14 protein-coding genes are annotated in these 17,227 nt (G+C 67.7%); 6 read left to right on the plus strand and 8 right to left on the minus strand.

The features are described 5' to 3' along the window. Positions 1–6: 6 nt before the first annotated feature. The 3 genes from AB0H61_RS16685 to AB0H61_RS16695 form a co-directional block, all read right to left on the minus strand. The gene (locus AB0H61_RS16685; protein ID WP_357304763.1) at positions 7–819 is read right to left on the minus strand and encodes a phosphatase PAP2 family protein; all 813 of its coding nucleotides are present in this window, start codon (positions 817–819) and stop codon (positions 7–9) included. Between the two features lie 269 nt (positions 820–1,088). Further along, positions 1,089–3,626: an FtsX-like permease family protein gene (locus AB0H61_RS16690; RefSeq protein WP_357305205.1), complete on the minus strand. Its 2,538-nt coding sequence runs from the start codon at positions 3,624–3,626 to the stop codon at positions 1,089–1,091. A 68-nt stretch (positions 3,627–3,694) separates the two neighbouring features. Beyond that, positions 3,695–4,471, minus strand: coding sequence for an ABC transporter ATP-binding protein (locus AB0H61_RS16695; protein ID WP_357304766.1), 777 nt, complete (start codon positions 4,469–4,471; stop codon positions 3,695–3,697). A 204-nt stretch (positions 4,472–4,675) separates the two neighbouring features. On the opposite strand from AB0H61_RS16695, the gene AB0H61_RS16700 reads away from it, so the two are divergent. After that, a complete protein-coding gene (locus AB0H61_RS16700; RefSeq protein WP_357304768.1) occupies positions 4,676–5,161 on the plus strand; it encodes a glutathione peroxidase in 486 nt (161 codons plus the stop codon). A gap of 58 nt (positions 5,162–5,219) precedes the next feature. Here the strand turns inward: AB0H61_RS16700 and AB0H61_RS16705 are convergent, their stop codons facing one another. The 3 genes from AB0H61_RS16705 to AB0H61_RS16715 form a co-directional block, all read right to left on the minus strand. Further along, positions 5,220–7,046 (minus strand): serine/threonine-protein kinase, encoded by a 1,827-nt coding sequence (locus AB0H61_RS16705; RefSeq protein ID WP_357304771.1) that lies wholly within the window; start codon positions 7,044–7,046, stop codon positions 5,220–5,222. 3 nt (positions 7,047–7,049) lie between these two features. Next, positions 7,050–8,894, minus strand: a complete 1,845-nt coding sequence (locus tag AB0H61_RS16710; protein ID WP_357304773.1) for a protein kinase — start codon at positions 8,892–8,894, stop codon at positions 7,050–7,052. A gap of 175 nt (positions 8,895–9,069) precedes the next feature. Further along, positions 9,070–10,611, minus strand: coding sequence for a protein kinase (locus AB0H61_RS16715; protein ID WP_357304775.1), 1,542 nt, complete (start codon positions 10,609–10,611; stop codon positions 9,070–9,072). A gap of 151 nt (positions 10,612–10,762) precedes the next feature. On the opposite strand from AB0H61_RS16715, the gene AB0H61_RS16720 reads away from it, so the two are divergent. The 4 genes from AB0H61_RS16720 to AB0H61_RS16735 all read left to right on the plus strand — a co-directional run bounded on the left by AB0H61_RS16720 (position 10,763) and on the right by AB0H61_RS16735 (position 15,089). Further along, complete coding sequence (locus tag AB0H61_RS16720) at positions 10,763–11,533, plus strand: deoxyribonuclease IV (protein ID WP_357304778.1); 771 nt, start codon at positions 10,763–10,765, stop codon at positions 11,531–11,533. 125 nt (positions 11,534–11,658) lie between these two features. Then, a complete protein-coding gene (locus AB0H61_RS16725) occupies positions 11,659–12,609 on the plus strand; it encodes a TauD/TfdA family dioxygenase (RefSeq protein ID WP_357304781.1) in 951 nt (316 codons plus the stop codon). A 178-nt stretch (positions 12,610–12,787) separates the two neighbouring features. Further along, positions 12,788–14,002, plus strand: a complete 1,215-nt coding sequence (locus AB0H61_RS16730) for a CaiB/BaiF CoA-transferase family protein (RefSeq protein WP_357304784.1) — start codon at positions 12,788–12,790, stop codon at positions 14,000–14,002. Positions 14,003–14,162: 160 nt separating this feature from the next. Then, the gene (locus tag AB0H61_RS16735) at positions 14,163–15,089 is read left to right on the plus strand and encodes a hydroxymethylglutaryl-CoA lyase (RefSeq protein ID WP_357305208.1); all 927 of its coding nucleotides are present in this window, start codon (positions 14,163–14,165) and stop codon (positions 15,087–15,089) included. Positions 15,090–15,097: 8 nt separating this feature from the next. Here AB0H61_RS16735 and AB0H61_RS16740 read toward each other — a convergent pair whose 3' ends face one another. Beyond that, a complete protein-coding gene (locus tag AB0H61_RS16740) occupies positions 15,098–15,931 on the minus strand; it encodes a GNAT family N-acetyltransferase (protein ID WP_357304787.1) in 834 nt (277 codons plus the stop codon). A 117-nt stretch (positions 15,932–16,048) separates the two neighbouring features. Further along, positions 16,049–16,339 (minus strand): hypothetical protein, encoded by a 291-nt coding sequence (locus AB0H61_RS16745; RefSeq protein WP_357304790.1) that lies wholly within the window; start codon positions 16,337–16,339, stop codon positions 16,049–16,051. Between the two features lie 310 nt (positions 16,340–16,649). On the opposite strand from AB0H61_RS16745, the gene AB0H61_RS16750 reads away from it, so the two are divergent. Further along, positions 16,650–17,123: a hypothetical protein gene (locus tag AB0H61_RS16750; RefSeq protein WP_357304793.1), complete on the plus strand. Its 474-nt coding sequence runs from the start codon at positions 16,650–16,652 to the stop codon at positions 17,121–17,123. The last annotated feature ends 104 nt before the right edge of the window (positions 17,124–17,227 follow it).

Here is a 17,227-nt window from a genome sequence, read left to right on the forward strand (position 1 = left end):
GCTCGGTCAGCGTGCGGGGACCGGCCCCATCCGGCCCCATGCGGTCGCTGTCGCGGGCACCACCACCGGATGCAGCAGCGCCGCCCAGGCCAGTAGTGCGACGGCGACGATGGCGTCGAGCCAGTAGTGGTTGCCGGTGCCGACGACCACGAGCACGGTGAGTACCGGATGCGCCAGCAGCAGCCAGCGCCAGGCGCTTCGCGTCGCCGCGACGCCAGCGAAGGCGAGCAGCAATGCCCAGCCCACATGCAGCGAGGGCATCGCGGCGAACTGATTGGACAGACCACCCGATTCGACCGGACCGTAGACGGATTGGCCATGTACGGCGGCGAGGTCGACGAAGCCGTACTCCGGCAGCATACGCGGCGGCGCCAAGGGCATCAGCACGTGCACCACGAGGGCGGTTCCGGTGAGGGCAACCATCAGGTTGCGAGTCCACCGGTAGTGCTCGGGGCGGAATACCCACAGCCACAGCAGGACGCCGACCGCCACCGTGAAATGCGCCGTGGCGTAATAGAAGTTCGCCGGGACGGCCAGCCAGTCCTGTCCGACGAAGAGCGATTGCAGCGTGGTTTCCTCCGGCAGACCGAGGTGGTCCTCGACCCCGAGGATGGTGTGCGCATTGCCGAACGCACGCACCGTATCGTCCGCGGTGAACATCCGGCCCACGCGATACGCCAGGTACAGCACGGTGATCAGGGCCAACTGCCCCGCCGCTTCACCACCGCGGCCGTGTACGGCCGCCCGTATCCGTTCGACGACGCCACCGGGCGCCGACGCGAAACCGATGCCAGGACCGCCGAGTCCCACCGCCACCATTGCCGCGGCCTCCCTCTCCGTTGAACCCGACCGCCACCCCGGAATAACCGGAGCGTAAACCTCCGTTTACCGTAACAGCACTGAACAGACGGAATCAGCACTGTGTGACCGGAGCGACACCGCCGGGCCGAGGATGCCCGACGGTGTCGTGATGTGCGCGAAAACTGCTGTGGTTCAACGCGATATGACATGCCCCGAACGCGGAAAGCCCCCTGTCCGTGCCGAAGAGGTGTTCGGCGTGAACAGGGGGCGTCCGATCCGGCTGCCGCCTACAGGTCCGCGATGGCCGCCAGGGGTGGGGTGCGGGCGGCGCGGATACCCGGCCAGAGTGCGGCGAGCACACCCACCACCGCCGAGGCGATCAGCACCAGCACCAGCTGGCTCCACGGGATGGAGATCTGGTCGATGCCGAAATCTCGGAGGGTGCGCAGGAATCCGATACCGAGACCGATACCGAGCAAGACGCCGACAATGGCACCGAAGACCGCGATCAACATCGATTCCAGGTAGATGGTGCGCCGCACCTGGGCACGCATGGTGCCGACCGCGCGCAGCATACCGATCTCCCTGCGCCGCTCGACCACCGAGAGCGCGAGGGTATTGATGATCCCGAGGATCGCGATCACCACCGCCAGCGCGAGCAGGCCGTACAGGATGGCCAGCATGGTGTTGATCTGCCTGCCCTGCGCGCCCTTGAACTGCTCGCGGTCCTGCACCTGCACCACGGCGAACTGATCGGTGGAGTTCTCCAGATTCGTCCGCATGGCCGCGAGATCCGCACCCGGCTTCGCCTTGACCAGCACGTAGAAGTTGTTCTGGAAGGCAACGGGGGTCACCTCCTGGAACACCTCGGGTGACAGCACCATCTTGCCCAGCAGCGGCGTCTTCTTGAAGATGCCCGCGACGGTCACCGGCACCTTCTGGTTCTTGTCCAGTGTGGTCAGTTCGAGCCGCTGACCGACCTGCCAGTTGTGCTCCGCCGCTTCGTCATTCTCGACGAGGATGTCGTGCGCACCGAGGGTGCCGGTGCCACGCAGGATCTCGTAATTCAGCACGCCGTCCATCGGCTCATCCGAGGAGACGCCCGCCACCTGGTCGTCCCCGATCTTGACGGCGGCGCCACGGAATCCCACCACCTGCTCGACATCCGGAACCGACTGCCGGACCGCATCGGGTATACCGAGCGGGAGTCCGATCAACTGCGACTGCTGCGGACCGGACAGCACGTAGTCGGCGGCGACGCCCTTGTCGACCAGTACGCCGACACTGGCCTTGGCCGAGGCGCCGAGCATGCCGATCGCCGAGACCAGCATCAGTCCCAGGGTCAGCGCGAAAGCCGTTGCGGCGGTGCGGCGCGGATTGCGGACCGCGTTGTTACGGGCCATCCGGCCGATCGGCCCGAAGGGGCGGATCAGCACCCCGAGCGCACCGACCACCGGCCGCGACAATGCGGGCGAGGCCAGCAGCACCGCCAGGATCAGCGCGAGCGCACCGGCACCCACCGTCGAGGCGGCCCGGCCTCCGGTGGATTGGGCGCCGAGCACCACCAGCACCAGGCCGAGCACCGCGAGCACGACACCGATCACCGTGCGCACGTGCAACGACTCGCCCGTGGAGGCGAACTCCTCGCGCATGGCCTCGACCGGCGGGATCTTCGCCGCCCGCCGCGCCGGTGCGTAGGCGCTGACCACCGTCACCAGCAGGCCGACCAGCAGGCCCACGACGATGGTGCGCGGCAGTACCGTCATCGAGCCGGTCGGCAATCCGAGATCGAAGGCGTTCAGCACGGCGGAGAGCCCGAAGGCCAAACCCACACCCGCCGCCAAACCGATGACGCTGCCGATCAATCCGATGACCAGCGCCTCGGCCACCACCGAATTGCCGACCTGTCGCCTGCTCGCGCCGACGGCCCGCAGCAGCGCCAGTTCTCGCAGCCGCTGCGCCACGATCATCGAGAAGGTGTTGTAGATGATGAAGGTGCCGACGATCAGCGCGATGGCGCCGAAGGCGAGCAGGAAGTAGTTGATGAAGTTCAACGCCTGGGAGACCTGGGATTTCAGATCCGCCCGCACCTGCTCACCGTTCTGCACCTTGAATCCGGGCAGTTCCGTGGCGATTCGATCGCGCAGCTCGTCGGCGGGAACGCCCGGCGCGGCCGCGATGTCCACATAGGCCACGTGGTAGCCGTCGGTGAAGAGCTGACGCGCCTGGGTGTCATCGAAGAGCAGGCCGACGAAGCCGCCGGTATCCGAGGCGACGGTGAAGATGCCCGATATGGTGACGTCGATGGTCGGGTTCTGCTGGGTGCTGCGGGAGGGAATCAGGACCTTGGTCCGATCACCCACCTTCAGCCCCGCCCGCTCGGCGCCGCCGCTATTGATTGCGACCTCGCCTGCCTTACCGGGCGGCGCGCCCTCGATGATCCGCTCCGGTTCGGCCACCGCGCGATCCGGCGGTACGTAGGACTGGCCCCAGCTCGGGGCGCCGCCGGTCTGCACCGGCTTGCCTTCCCGGTCGAGCAGCACCAGCGGCCCGTCCACGCTGGGGGCGATGGCGCGTACGCCCTCGGTCTGCCCGACCTTGTCGACCACCGCGAGCGGGACGCCGAAGGATTGCAACTCCTTCGGGCTCACCCGGACGTCGACGCCCCTGGCCTGATTGGCGAAGATCCCATCGAAGGTGCGCTGCAGGGTGTCGGTGAAGACGAAGGAGCCCGAGATGAAGGCGGTGCCGAGCACCACCGAGAGCACGGTGAGGGCGAGCCGGACCTTGTGTGCGGCCAGGTTGCGCAGGGCGACCTTGCGCATCGGACTGCCGGACAGCCCACCGGTCACCCGGCCGCCGCCCCGCGTCGAATCGTTATTCGATACCGCGTTCACGCCTGCTCCAGCGACTTCATCCGGTCGAGTACCGACTCCGCCGTGGGATCGCGAAGTTCGGACACGATGCGGCCGTCGGCGAGGAAGACCACGCGGTCGGCGAAGGAGGCGGCATGCGGTTCGTGGGTCACGATCACGACCGTCTGCCCGAATTCGTCCACCGCGGCCCGCAGGATCGACAGCACCTCCTCGGAGGCGCGGGAATCCAGGTTGCCGGTCGGCTCGTCACCGAAGATGATCTCCGGCTTGCCCGCCAGCGCACGCGCGCACGCCACGCGCTGCTGCTGACCGCCGGATAGCTCACTCGGCCGGTGGCCGAGCCGATCGGTGAGGCCGAGTCGCTTCAGCACGGTCTCGAGCCATTCCTGGTCGGCCTTGCGGCCCGCGATATCCAGCGGCAGCGTGATGTTCTCCAGCGCCGTCAATGTCGGCACCAGGTTGAATGCCTGGAAGACGAAGCCGATGCGGTCGCGACGCAGCCGCGTCATCTGCTTATCCGACAGATTCGTCAGATCGGTGCCGCCGATCCTGACCGTGCCGGAGGTGGCGCTGTCCAGCCCGGCCAGGCAGTGCATCAGGGTCGATTTGCCGGATCCCGACGGACCCATGATGGCGGTGAACTCCCCCTTCGCGAACTCGGCCGTGACCGCGTCCAGGGCCTTGACCTGCGTATCCCCCGACCCGTAAATCTTGCTTACCTCAATGGCACGGGCCGCGACGTCGGTCGCAACCGCCGAATCGACGGTATCGGTACCCACAGCGTGCGAAGTCATGCCCTCCAGTCTGTCTGCGAACCCGCCCCCGCGCCATCAGGGATTGCCCCGATTCCCCGAGGATGATGCCCCGACCCGATCACTACGACCGGGGAACACCCCGACCGGCGACGGACGCGACGGGCACGAGCGGGGCCTCGCGAAGCGACAATCCGGTACGTTGTGTTTCGGATCAAGGGAATCCGGAATTGCAGGTAGAGACGAGTGAGCATTCGAAGCATTCCGCTGCGCACCCTGTCCGGCGAGCAGGCCACCCTGGCCGAGCTGGTCGGCGACAAGGTGGTGCTGCTGGTCAATGTGGCCTCGAAGTGCGGTCTGACGCCCCAGTACTCGGGGCTGGTCGAGTTGCAGCAGACCTACGGGCCGAAGGGCTTCAGCGTGGTCGGCGTGCCGTGTAACCAGTTCATGGGTCAGGAACCCGGCACCGCCGAGGAGATCCAGCAGTTCTGCTCGATGACCTACGGCGTCGACTTCCCGTTGTTGGAGAAGACCGACGTCAACGGGGACGACCGGCACCCGCTCTACCAGGAGCTGGCCCAGATCCCGGATGCCGAGGGCACCGCGGGCGATATCCAGTGGAATTTCGAGAAGTTCCTCATCGACCGGTCGGGCGCGGTCGCCGGGCGGTTCCGCCCGCGCACCACCCCCGAGGCCGCCGAACTGCGCGCCGCCCTCGAAAACCTGCTCTGAACAACGCCTTTCGGCACCAGCTGGCTTCCGGCACCGACCGGGTGGCCACGCCGCCCGGTCAGTTCAGCGGGGCGGTGTTCCACCAGTCGGTGAATTCGGCGCGGGTAGCGATGAAGCCGACGCTGTACATCAGGAAGGCGCCACGCGTCCTATCCCCGGTGAACTGGGTGATCATGCGCGGACGCAGGGTCGCCGGATTGTCGTCGAGCAGGTAGTTCGTATACGCCCGGCCGCCGTGGTTCGCGGTGGAGCGGGTGTGCGCGGGCAGGGCGGCGAGCACGGCCTCGGCATCGGCCGCGGAGCCGTAACCGTAGATCTCGTAATTCGCCTTGTCCTGGCCGCCGAAGCAGTACCAGAACGCGGTGAAATTACCGAAATCCGGAGAACCCGCGTCCATGGCCGAGGATGAACCCGCGTCGTGCGCGAAACAGGTCTTGTCGTGATAGCCGGACCCGCTGTGCACCACGTTGCTCGCATCGGTCTGCGGCACCATGGCGGGGAATTCCTTACTGATCAACGCGGCATTGGCGCCCAGTGCGGACTTGTCATCCTTGGGCTTCGACTTCGTGGACGCCGGAGCCGACGGCGCGACGGCACGGGTGGAGACCTCGGTGGTCGTCGTATCCGGCGAGCTGGACGCGGACCCCTTGTCACCACGGGCGAAGGACACCGCCATGGCGATGATCAGCGCGATGAATCCGAGCAGCAACAGCAAACCGATCCAGCCGCCCGGCGTGGCTTGGAAACGGGAGCGTCGCGGCGCACCCAGATACTCGCGGGCCCGCGACAGTTCGGGTTCGGCATCGCGGCCGATCGGGGCATTCGGCGAACCGGGCGATATCGGATCACCGGGATACTGGAACGGCTGTGGCCCGGGGGCATGCGATCCGACGCCGGGGAACGGCGGCGGCACCGCACCGTGGAACTGCTGCGGACTCGCCGGATACCCGCCGAACGGCGCGTGGCCCGCACCATCCTGTGGGAATACGACCGGATTCGTCGGCGCGGCAGGCGCGAAACCGTTGCCCGCCAAGGGAATCGACGATCCACTCGGCTCCGCCAGCGCGCGCCACGCCGCCGCCGCGAATTCCGCGCACGAGTCGAACCGGTCCTGCGGACGCTTCGCCAGCGCCCGCATCAGCACCGCGTCCAACGCGACCGGCAGTCCGGGGCGCACGGCGCTGATCCGGGGCGGCGGCTGCTGCATATGTCCCTGGATCACCGCGACCGGATTGGTCGCGTCGAAGGGCACGGTGCCGGTCAACAGCCGAAACAGGCTACATGCCAGGGAGTATTGATCGGAGCGGTGATCCAGCACGGCACCGGACAGCTGCTCAGGTGACGCGAAAGCCAGTGTTGCGGTGAAGGTTCCGGTCTGCGTGAGCTTGCCGGTATCGTCGCGGAGCCGGGCGATACCGAAATCGGTGAGAAAGACCCGCTCCCCCGCACCGGCCGCGGACCGTTCCAGCAAGATGTTGGCGGGCTTCACATCTCGATGCAGCACGCCCTTGCGGTGCGCGAAATCCAGCGCCTTCGCCGTCTCGGCCACGATCTGCACCGCCCGCTGCGGTGGCAGCGTCCACGCGTCCAGCGAGGCCGCGTCGACACCGTCGATGTATTGCATCGCGATCCACAGCTGATCGCCCTCGATGCCGCGATCGAAGACCGTGACGATATTCGGGTGGTCGAGCTGAGCGACCAGATCGGCCTCTCGCTCGAATCTGGCCCGAATCTCGGTGTCGTCGAACAGCTCCCGGTTCAGCAGCTTGAGCGCCGTCCAGCGCGGCAGCCGCGGATGCCGCGCCAGGTACACCGATCCCATACCGCCGCGCCCCAATCGGCGCTCCACGGTGTACCCGGCGAAAACCCCTCCGCTTTCCAGCATTTGTCAGTTCAGCGGAGCCGAGCGCCACCAGCGCAGCACCTCATCGATACTGCCGACGATGCCGTCGGTGTACATGAGGAACTGGCCGCGGTTCTTGTCTCCGGTGAAGACCGTCACCATCTTCGGTCCACTGTTGTCGAATTTGTAGTTGGTGTACGACTTTCCGCCATTGCTGTCGGTCGACTTGACGGCATCCGTGGGCAGGTTGTTCAAGGCCGCCTGGACGTCCGCGGAGGACTTGTAGACATAGATCGTGAAGAACGGATCGTCATTGTTGCCGCCGCCGAAGCAGTCCCACTGGTAGGCCCAGTTACCGAAATCCGGGGTTCCGGTGGTCGGCGTCGACGGAGAACTGCTGCTGAAAGCTCCACAGGTGGCGCCGTTGTAGCCGGTATCGCCCGACTTGGAGGCGGGCACCATGCGCGGGAATTCCTTGCTGATCGAATCCGCGTCCGCCGTGACCGTCCCCGTGCTTGCCGCCGAGGTGGTGGTGTACGAACCCGAGGTGGGCCGGGCACTCGAGGCGGTCGTGGTGGTCGGCGTATCCGAACTGTCGCTGCCCGCGACGACTCCGATGACACCGAGCACCACCACGATCAACACCACCGCGCCGATGGCCAAGCCGATGATGAGCCCGGTATTGGACTTCCGCGGCGGCTGCGAGTTCGAGTACTGCGGGCCACCGCCCATCGGCGGACCTGGCGGCTGCGCGAAGGCGTAGGCGCCCTGATTGTGGTACGGCGCGGTGGGATTCGCGTGCGGCGGGGTCTGCCCGGTCGGCTGCTGCACCATCGTGTTGGGCACGGAGGCGTTGGGCATGGAGGTGTTCGCCATGGTCGGACCGGTCAGCGGATGGGCGCCGCTACTGGTCGGGGCCGGACCGTTCGTCACCGGGTAGGGCGTGCCCGTCACCGGATTCTGCGGTCCGGTGACCGGGCGCGGACCACCCGTGACCGGAATGGGCGGCCCGGTGGCCGGCCGCGGTCCGCCGGTGATCGGCATGGCGGGGATGCTGAGGTTGGACAGCGCCTGCTGGGCCGCGGCCGCGAACTCCGAGCACGAGGCGAAACGGTCCTCCGGACGCTTGGCCATCGCCTTGGCCAGCACGCCGTCCAAGGCGTAGGGCAGGCCGGGGCGCACACTGCTCAACGCGGGCGGCGCGGATTGCAAATGACCCTGGATGACCTGCGCCGGATTGGTCGCCGCGAACGGACCGCTGCCGGTGAAGAGCCAGAACATGGCGCAGGCCAGGGAGTACTGGTCCGAACGGTGATCGAGGGCGGCGCCGGTGAGCTGCTCTGGCGACGCGTAGGCCAATGTGGCGGTGAAGGTTCCGGTCTGCGTCAGGTGGCCGGTGTCGTCACGCAGGCGCGCGATACCGAAATCGGTCAGGTAGACGCGTTCGCCGCGGCCGCCGCCGGAGCGGGCCAGCAGGATGTTCGCGGGCTTCACATCCCGGTGCAGCACCCCCATGCCGTGTGCGTAATCGAGCGCGTCGGCGGTCTCCTTGATGATCTGGACCGCCCGCTCGGGGGGCAGCGTCTTGGGATCGACCGACGCGGCATCGATGCCATCGATGTACTGCATCGAGATCCACAGTTGCTCGTCGTCGAGACCGCGGTCGTAGACCGTGACGATATTGGGGTGGTCTAGCCGGGCGACCAAATCCGCCTCCCGTTCGAACCGCGCCCGCACCTCCTTGTCGAAGAACATCTCCCGGTTCAACAGCTTGAGCGCTGTCATCCGCGGAAGTCGCGGATGCTTCGCCAGGTAGACCGAACCCATGCCACCACGACCCAATTGCCGGTCGATGACATAGCCGGCGAAAACGTCACCGTTGGCCAGCATTGTCTGCTCCACTTCCCGCCGTCATCGGGACCCACCGATGAACAGGCGTACAGCATAAGAACGCGCGCTCGAGCAATACCCGACCACGGAAAACATCGAAACCTTAGCAGCAGTCGCGTACCCCGCGGTTGCCCGATAAGTAGGGGGTATTCGAGGCGACATCAATAGGCGAAAGCTATGGCGGCGGACGAGGTTCGGGCGGCGGCGACCCATTCCGGGAGGCCGCACCCGGCGGAGGTGCCCGGCGCACCCTGGCATCAGGTAGCGCGATGGTGATCGGACGCCCGGCACGCCGTTTCCCCGATGACTCCGACGCCGCGGGGCGCGGGGATTCGGGGGCGTTGTCCGCGCGCGAGGGCACGGCCTCGGACGGCGCGGGATGCGGGACCGCGGCAGCACCGGGTCCCGGGTGCGGTGGATATCCCGAGTGCGGACGCGCCGCATCCTGCGGACGCGGCGACCGCGGGGTCGCATGGTGCGTCCCGTGCTGCGGCGGTGCGGCCGGAGGTGGTGGAGCGGCGTCGCGGGGCGGCGTCGCGGGGCCCGGCGGCACGGTGCCGTGCAGCGGGGCGCTGGGCCGGACCGGGGCGCTGGCCGGTTCGGCATACCCAGGCGGCCACGTCCCGGTCGGTGATGGGCCCGAGGTGGGCGGGGGCGCCGCGGTCGGCGGCGGAACCGGCCGACGCGGAACCGGAGTGCGGGGATGATTCGCCGGACCGGGCGGGACCGGCGACCCCGCCTGGCCCGGATGTCCGGACCGCGGGTGCGCCGGATGCGGGTATCCGGTCCCCGGATTCGTGGCCCGCGTGTGCGGATCGTGGGGGTGCGCGGTCGGCGGGCGGGGATGCGGGGGCACGGGTGCGGTCGCCGGATGCGGTTGCCCCGCGATCGCCAACGCCCGGCGCGCGGCGATCGCGAAGTCGGTGCAGCTGGCGAACCGGTCTTCGGCCCGCTTGGCCATGGCACGCGCCAGTACCCCGTCGAGCGCGGGCGGGATACCCGCGCGCAGTGGCCGCAACGAGGGCACCGGACCGTACATGTGACCGTTCATCACGGCGGCGGGGTTGGCCCCGGTGAACGGCGCGGCACCGGCCAGCATCCAGAACAGCGTGCAGGCCAGCGAATACTGGTCGGCCCGGTGATCCAGCGGCAACCCGCTCAACTGTTCCGGCGCGGCGTAGGCGAGGGTGGCGGTGATGGTGCCCGCCGAGCTCAGCGTGGTGTCGCTATTGCGCATACCCGCGATGCCGAAATCGGTGAGCAGCACCCGTTCCGGCTGCCCGATCGGCGCCTTGGCCAACAAGATGTTGGCGGGTTTCACATCCCGGTGCAGCACTCCGTTGGCGTGCGCGAAATCGAGTGCCGCCGCAATCTCACCGATGATCTGCACCGCCCGCCACGGGGCAAGCACGTTCACATCCGCGCTGGCGGCATCCGAGCCGGGGACGAACTGCATGGAGATCCACAGTTGCTCGTCCTCCGCCCCGCGGTCGAACACCGTCACGATATTGGGATGATCGAGCTGAGCGACCAGATCGGCCTCCCGCTCGAACCGGGTCCGGATCTCGACATCGTCGTAGAGATCGCGCTCGAGCAGCTTCAGCGCGGTCAATCGCGGCAGCCGCGGGTGCCGAGCCAGATACACGGTCCCCATCCCGCCCTGACCGAGCACGCGCTTGATCACGTATCCGGCGAAGGTCTCGCCAGTCCGCAACACCGTGGATTTCACCCCCCTCATAGGGTCGAGCACGTGGGTCCTATCGATGTATCTCGCCCGACCACACGGGCGCAACATTTCATTATGGCGCGCCGGCGTCGCGATTATCGGTTGTCCGCGAGCTGTCGGTGCCAGTCACTAGGCTGAGCCCATGCGCATTGGAGCACACGTCCGGCTCGACAGCGACCCGATCGGCTTCGGTGAGAAGCTCGGCGCCGATGTCATCCAGTTGTTCGTCGTCGATCCGCAGAGCTGGGACAAGCCCGCCCCGCATCCGCGGACCGAGGAGATTCTGGCCAGTCCGATCGATGTGGTGGTGCACTCCTCGTATCAGATCAATGTGGCCAGCCTGAACAATCGGCTGCGGATGCCCTCGCGCAACGCGGTGGCGCAGCAGGCGAAGGCCGCCGCCGACCTCGGCGCGTTCGGACTGGTCGTACACGGCGGTCACGTCCGCTCCGACGCGGAGATCGAGGACGGAATCGTCAACTGGCGCAAGCTGTTCGAACGCCAGCAGGACAAGGGCGGCTTCGCGGTGCCGATCCTCATCGAGAACACCGCGGGCGGTAATCACGCCATGGCGCGGCATTTCGATTCGATCGCCCGGCTCTGGGACGCGGTCGGCGATTTCGGCGCGGGCTTCTGCCTGGACACCTGTCATGCCTGGGCCGGCGGTGAGGAACTGGTCGGGGTGGTCGAGCGGATCAAGGCCATCACCGGCCGCATCGACCTGGTGCACCTGAACTCCTCCCGCGACGAATTCAACTCCGGCGCGGACCGGCACGCCAACTTCGCCGACGGCACCATCGACCCGCAGTTGCTGGCCGAGGTGTGCCGCACCGCGGACGCGCCCGTGATCCTGGAGACCCCCGCCGAGGGCGTCGCCGACGATCTGGCGTATCTGCGCGAACACGTGGGCTGAGGTTCACCCGGCATCCCCCGCCCTCCGCGTTTGTGATCACAGCGACGAAAACCCTGGTGGCGGGGGTTGTTTCGGTGGTGTGCTCGATACCGCATCAATCGATATCGAGCAGCGAAGGTGATCCCATGACGGTCGACCACGCCACCCCATCCACCGCCACGGTGACCCGACTCGGAGCCCGCATCGGCGCCAGGATCGACAACATCCGACTCGGTGGCGATCTGGACGCCGCTACCGTCGAGGTGATCCGCCGAGCGCTGCTGGAGCACAAGGTCATCTTCTTCCGTGGCCAGGACCACCTGACCGAGGACGGTCAGCACGAGTTCGCCCAACTGCTCGGCACCCCGACCACCCCACATCCGACGGTCACCTCGAAGGGCGTCAAGAGCCTGGCCATCGACTCCGAGAACGGCCGCGCCAACAGCTGGCACAGCGATGTCACCTTCGTCGACCGGATCCCGAAGGCGTCCATCCTGCGCGCGGTGCACCTACCGTCCTACGGCGGCTCCACCACCTGGGCCTCCACCGTCGCCGCGTCCGAGTCACTGCCGGAGCCGTTGCGGCTGCTCGCGGAGAATCTGCGCGCCGTGCACACCAATGTCTACGACTACGCCGCCGCACACAACGACAAGGAAAGCCCGCACTCGGCCGCCTACCGCGCCGAATTCCAGTCGACCTACTTCGAGACCGAGCATCCGGTAGTCCGGGTGCACCCGGAGACCGGAGAGAAGTCGCTGCTGGTCGGCCACTTCGTCAAGCATTTCGTCGGCCTGTCCACCGGCGAGTCGCAGGCGCTGTTCCGCCTGTTCCAGGACCGGGTGACCCGGTTGGAGAACACCACGCGCTGGAACTGGCAGCTCGGTGACGTCGCCATCTGGGACAACCGCGCCACCCAGCACTACGCGATCGACGATTACGACGATCAGCCCCGCCGCCTGACCCGGATCACGCTGGCCGGGGATGTCCCGGTCGGCGTCGACGGCAGGCCGAGCACCATCCTGTCCGGCAATGCCGAGCACTACTCGATCGTGGAGGAAGTCACCTCGATCGTCGAGAAAGACACCGCGGCCGCCTGACCAGCCGACCCGGCCGGAACCCGCACCACCGGCCGGGTCGCGCGGGCGCAGATGTCGCGGCGCCCGAGGGGAGGCATGGCGAGCCGGGCTGTGGCGCCGGTCACCGTGGCTTGCCGCGGCATACCGCTAGGTGAGGTGCACGCCGTTGCCGGACGGCGGATAGTCCACACTGGTCCCCATGAGTATTCGGCCGTTGGACGGAGTTCGCGTCCTCGAGCTCGGCAATTACATCGCGGCGCCGACCGCCGGACGCATCCTCGGCGACTTCGGAGCCGAGGTGATCAAGGTGGAACGTCCGAAGGCCGGCGACGAACTCCGGAACTGGCGGCTCTACGGCGGTGACACCTCCATGCTGTTCCGCACCGTCAATCGCAATAAGAAGTCGATCACCCTGGATCTACGGACCGAAGCGGGCCGCGACATCGTGCTGGATCTGATCCGGCAGTGCGATGTGCTGCTGGAGAACTTCCGGCCGGGGATGCTGGAGAAGTGGGGACTCGGGCCCGAGGTCCTCGATGCCGCCAATCCGAATCTGGTGATCACCCGCATCTCCGCGTACGGGCAGACCGGTCCGCTCGCCGCGCGTCCCGGTTTCGCCGCGGTCGCCGAGGCGGTCGGCGGATTGCGCGAACTCGTCGGCGACCCGGACCGGCCGCCGGTGCGGGTCGGGGTATCCATCGGTGACTCCATCGCGGGCATCTACGCGGCGTTCGGCACGGTGATGGCGCTGTTCCAGCGCGAGCGCGCGAAGGCCGATTCGATTCCGCTACCCGAGCGCGTCATCGATGTCGCGCTGAACGAGGCGATCCTGTCGGTGATGGAATCCCTCGTCCCCGACTATCTGGCGTACGGCATCAACCGGGAACGCGTCGGCGGCCGGATGGAGGGCATCGCACCGAGTAATGCCTATCCGTGCGCCGACGGGTTCAGCATCATCATCGGCGGCAACGGCGACGCGATCTTCCAGCGCTACATGGGGGTGATCGGACGCCCCGATCTGGCCGCCGATCCCGAACTCCAGGACAATGCCGGGCGCTGGCGCAACCGGGAACGCTTGGACGCCTCGATCGCCGAGTGGACGATCCGCCACAGCCGGGACGAGGCGCTGAGCATTCTGGAGGGCGCCGCCATCCCGTGCGGCCCCATCTACACCGCCGCCGATATCGTCGCCGACGAACAGTATCTGGCGCGCAATATGATTCAGCCCTTCCCGGTGGATGTCGGTGCGCCGGAACCGAAGACGGTCGGATTCCCCGGCATCGTCCCGGTCATCGGCGAGAAATCCCTGCCCATCCGCAATGTCGGCCCCGATCTCGGCGAACACACCCGCGAGGTGCTCTCCGAACTACTCGGCATGAGCGATGTCGAGATCGACGCCTTGGAGACCTCGTGAACCGGCGGCATCCCGAGCGGCGGCGACCGATGGGACGGGGCCGATGGGAGCCGCGGTCACCCTCGCCGCGGCGACCGACGGTGCATCCGAATCCGGCCGGGACGAACCGGAAATCCTGGGCCGGGGTGATGTGCGTGCCCAAGCAGGCGCGGGAGGACAAATGACGGGACTCACCGAATCGGTGCTGCGCGATGTGACGCTGCGCGACGGCCTGCAGCTCACCGGCAAGGTGCTGCCGGTCGAGCGCAAGGTGGAGATCGTCCGCGGGCTGCTCGCACTCGGCGTGCCCGCGCTGGAGATCGGCTCGATGGCCCGGCCGGATCTGGTACCGCCGATGGCCAACACCATGGAACTCATCGCGGCGCTGACCGCCGAAGAGCTGCAACGGTGCTGGGTGTGGGTCGCCACGCCACGGCATGTCGAGAAGGCGGCCGCGGCGGGGGTGCGCAACTTCCAATACTGTTTCTCCGCCTCGGATGCGCACAATAAGGCCAATATCGGGCGCAGCACCGAGGACAGCGTCGCCGCCATGCCCGATGCGGTGCGCCTGGCCCACGAGGCGGGTGGCGAAATCCAGCTCTGCCTCGCCACCAGCTTCACCTGCCCGTTCGACGGCCCGGTCGATCCGGAACGGGTACTGGCCATCGCCAACGATCCCCGCACCGACGGCGCCGCCGACATCGTCCTCGCCGATACCCTCGGCCAGGCCCATCCCGCCCAGGTGACGGCGTTGGTCACGGCGGTCGCGCAACGAACACCGCGGCGCCGCATCGTCTTCCACGGCCACGACACCTGGGGTATGGGCGTCGCCAACACCCTGGCCGCCTTGGCCGCGGGCGCCGACATGGTCGACGGCTCCCTCGGCGGCCTCGGCGGCTGTCCCTTCGCTCCCGGCGCCAGCGGCAACACCTCCACCGAGGACATCCTCTTCGCCACCCGACCGCCCTGGTTCACCCCGTCGACCCTGGCCACCCTGGTCACTCTCACCGAAACCCTGCTCACCGAGCTGCGCGAACCCAACCGCTCCCGGACCGCCGAAGGAACCCGCTCCGAAGCCGACGCTTTCGAATGGGTCGCCCGCGCCTGATCCGCGAATCAGCCGAAGTCGTAGTGGGCGAAGTCGCGGACGTGCTGAAAGCCGATAGCACGATAGATCTTGTTGGCGGTGGTATTCGCCCGGTCGGCGAAGAGGCAGACGTCGACATTTCCGGTGCGAAGGGTGTGGCCGACGTGGGCGGTGAGGACGGCCGCGTAGCCGTTGCCGCGGTCCGCGGGCGGGGTGTAGACGGGGCCGATGCGAGCCCAGCCGTGGGCGGGGATCTGGTGGGCGGCGAGGCTGACGGGGCGGCCGTCGCGCTCCCAGAGCCACCAGCGGCCCGCGGCGATGCGGCGGCGCATGGCGACGGCATTCCAGCCCCCGACTGCGATACCGGATTCCACGCGCATCGCCTGTGACCACTCCATGCAGCGGGCCAGATCGGATTCCGTCGCGCGCCGTGGCGACCCGGGTACATCGGGCAGGCGCACCGTGTCGAGCCGGTACAGCCGGGTGACATAGGAGAGCTGGAACCCTACGCCACGCACCGCCGCCCAGCGTTCGGCGAACGACAGCGCGGTATCGGTCGCGCCCTCCACCCCACCGGTCTGCGGGACCGCTTCGGCGAAGGCGTCGGCGACCGCGTCGACACTGTCGGCGGGCAATCGACCGAGATAGATTTCGCGACCGGCCACCCACACGGCGACGCCGTGCACGGACCCGTCGTCGCCGTGTACCGAGACGAAGTGGCACGGGTCGGTCGTGTTGTCCAGTCCACTACGACGGTTGGCGATGATCGTCGTGATTACCGTGTGCCGCAGCGGATCACGGCGCAGGAAGGATTCGGTCTGCGCCTCGAACCGCTCGACATCGCCGGTGATCGCAATCTTCATACGATCACCCTAGGCGGGCGCGTGTCGCCTTCCGGTCCGGATCGACCGGTCATCGCGAGCACCGAATTCGATGCGGCTGTGCGGTTTCCGGCACGGCATGCGGTAAGCGAGTGTATTTCAGCCGGTTTCGGCGACCTTCCCGCCGTCGGCGCGCAGCTTCAGCAGGACCAGGCCCGCGGTGCACGCCAGAATCAATCCGGCGACGGTGATTTCGACATGTAGCCCGGCGATGCCGAGTACGGCTCCGACGATCCCGCCGATGAAGATCAACCAGGCCAGCGTCCGCGACAGGATCGTGGACAGGACGCGGTCCGGCGATTTCGACACCGTGCGCTGCACTGCTGCCGAGTCCGCCGAATCGGCGGCCGCGGAAGCGGATCGCAGCGGAGTTGTCGAGTATGCTCCCATCATCTACTCCTCGATGACGCCGATCAGAGTATTGCCATCGCGCGGCTCGAGCAGCGCGTCTCTCATCTTGGTACAGGCGTCTCACGCGTAACTTTGATCACATACGCTACGGCCCGGGCACGCCGTAGAGCCACGACACGTGCCCGCGACACGCCGAAGAGATCAATTCGATATCTGAACTAACGATATTTACAATGCGCGTCTCACGCGCAACCACAGCGACCTCTCACCTGGCCCGGTCGACCGACCTGGATTAAGGTGAGGCCACTCGATGCCGGCAACGCCGGTCCACACACGAGGAGTGTCCCCGATGGTGAACAGCAGGGCCAAGATTGCCGGTCCGGCAGTCGCGGCGGGCGCGGTGTCCGTCGGTCTCATTCTCATCGGGGCCTGTGGAATCGGGCGACACGAAACCTACGTGTCGCCCCCGCCACTGAAGACCGACCCGGCCGCGGTCGTCGCGACCGTCCGAGGCGGTACCACCGTGACCGCACCGAAGGTGATCATCCCGCCGTCGCCCAGCTGGCAGATCGCACCGGCCGGGCCGCCACGGCGACCGCCGGGCTACACGCCGCGGTCGAGTGAGCCGGAGTCCACTCCCCGGGAGTCGGGCGCCCCCCAGGAGACGCCGGTCCCGGGCATGCCCGTGGAGACCGAGGACTCGGCGCCCACCACCCGGACCCGCACATCGACCGTCGAGGCCACCACCCCGCAGGAAGAGCCGACCACCACCCGGCGTCCGGCCTCGACGCGGCCGACCACCCTCTACCAAGAAGAGGAGTAGCGGGCACGGTCGCCCGCTACGACGCGCGCAACCCGAAAAACGCAGCCGCCCGGCGGATCACACCCCCGAACAGCACAACGCCGGGCGCCGCCGCGGATCCTGAC

Source organism: Nocardia sp. NPDC050710, from assembly GCF_040654375.1.
GTDB lineage: Bacteria > Actinomycetota > Actinomycetes > Mycobacteriales > Mycobacteriaceae > Nocardia.

Bases quoted from the DNA above. Each gene is read 5' to 3' on its own strand.
- AB0H61_RS16685 (WP_357304763.1), bottom strand. From the start codon at position 819: ATGGTGGCGGTGGGACTCGGCGGTCCTGGCATCGGTTTCGCGTCGGCG.
- AB0H61_RS16690 (WP_357305205.1), bottom strand. From the start codon at position 3,626: ATGCGCAAGGTCGCCCTGCGCAACCTGGCCGCACACAAGGTCCGGCTC.
- AB0H61_RS16695 (WP_357304766.1), bottom strand. From the start codon at position 4,471: ATGACTTCGCACGCTGTGGGTACCGATACCGTCGATTCGGCGGTTGCG.
- AB0H61_RS16705 (WP_357304771.1), bottom strand. From the start codon at position 7,046: ATGCTGGAAAGCGGAGGGGTTTTCGCCGGGTACACCGTGGAGCGCCGA.
- AB0H61_RS16710 (WP_357304773.1), bottom strand. From the start codon at position 8,894: ATGCTGGCCAACGGTGACGTTTTCGCCGGCTATGTCATCGACCGGCAA.
- AB0H61_RS16720 (WP_357304778.1), top strand. From the start codon at position 10,763: ATGCGCATTGGAGCACACGTCCGGCTCGACAGCGACCCGATCGGCTTC.
- AB0H61_RS16725 (WP_357304781.1), top strand. From the start codon at position 11,659: ATGACGGTCGACCACGCCACCCCATCCACCGCCACGGTGACCCGACTC.
- AB0H61_RS16730 (WP_357304784.1), top strand. From the start codon at position 12,788: ATGAGTATTCGGCCGTTGGACGGAGTTCGCGTCCTCGAGCTCGGCAAT.
- AB0H61_RS16735 (WP_357305208.1), top strand. From the start codon at position 14,163: ATGACGGGACTCACCGAATCGGTGCTGCGCGATGTGACGCTGCGCGAC.
- AB0H61_RS16740 (WP_357304787.1), bottom strand. From the start codon at position 15,931: ATGAAGATTGCGATCACCGGCGATGTCGAGCGGTTCGAGGCGCAGACC.
- AB0H61_RS16745 (WP_357304790.1), bottom strand. From the start codon at position 16,339: ATGGGAGCATACTCGACAACTCCGCTGCGATCCGCTTCCGCGGCCGCC.
- AB0H61_RS16750 (WP_357304793.1), top strand. From the start codon at position 16,650: ATGGTGAACAGCAGGGCCAAGATTGCCGGTCCGGCAGTCGCGGCGGGC.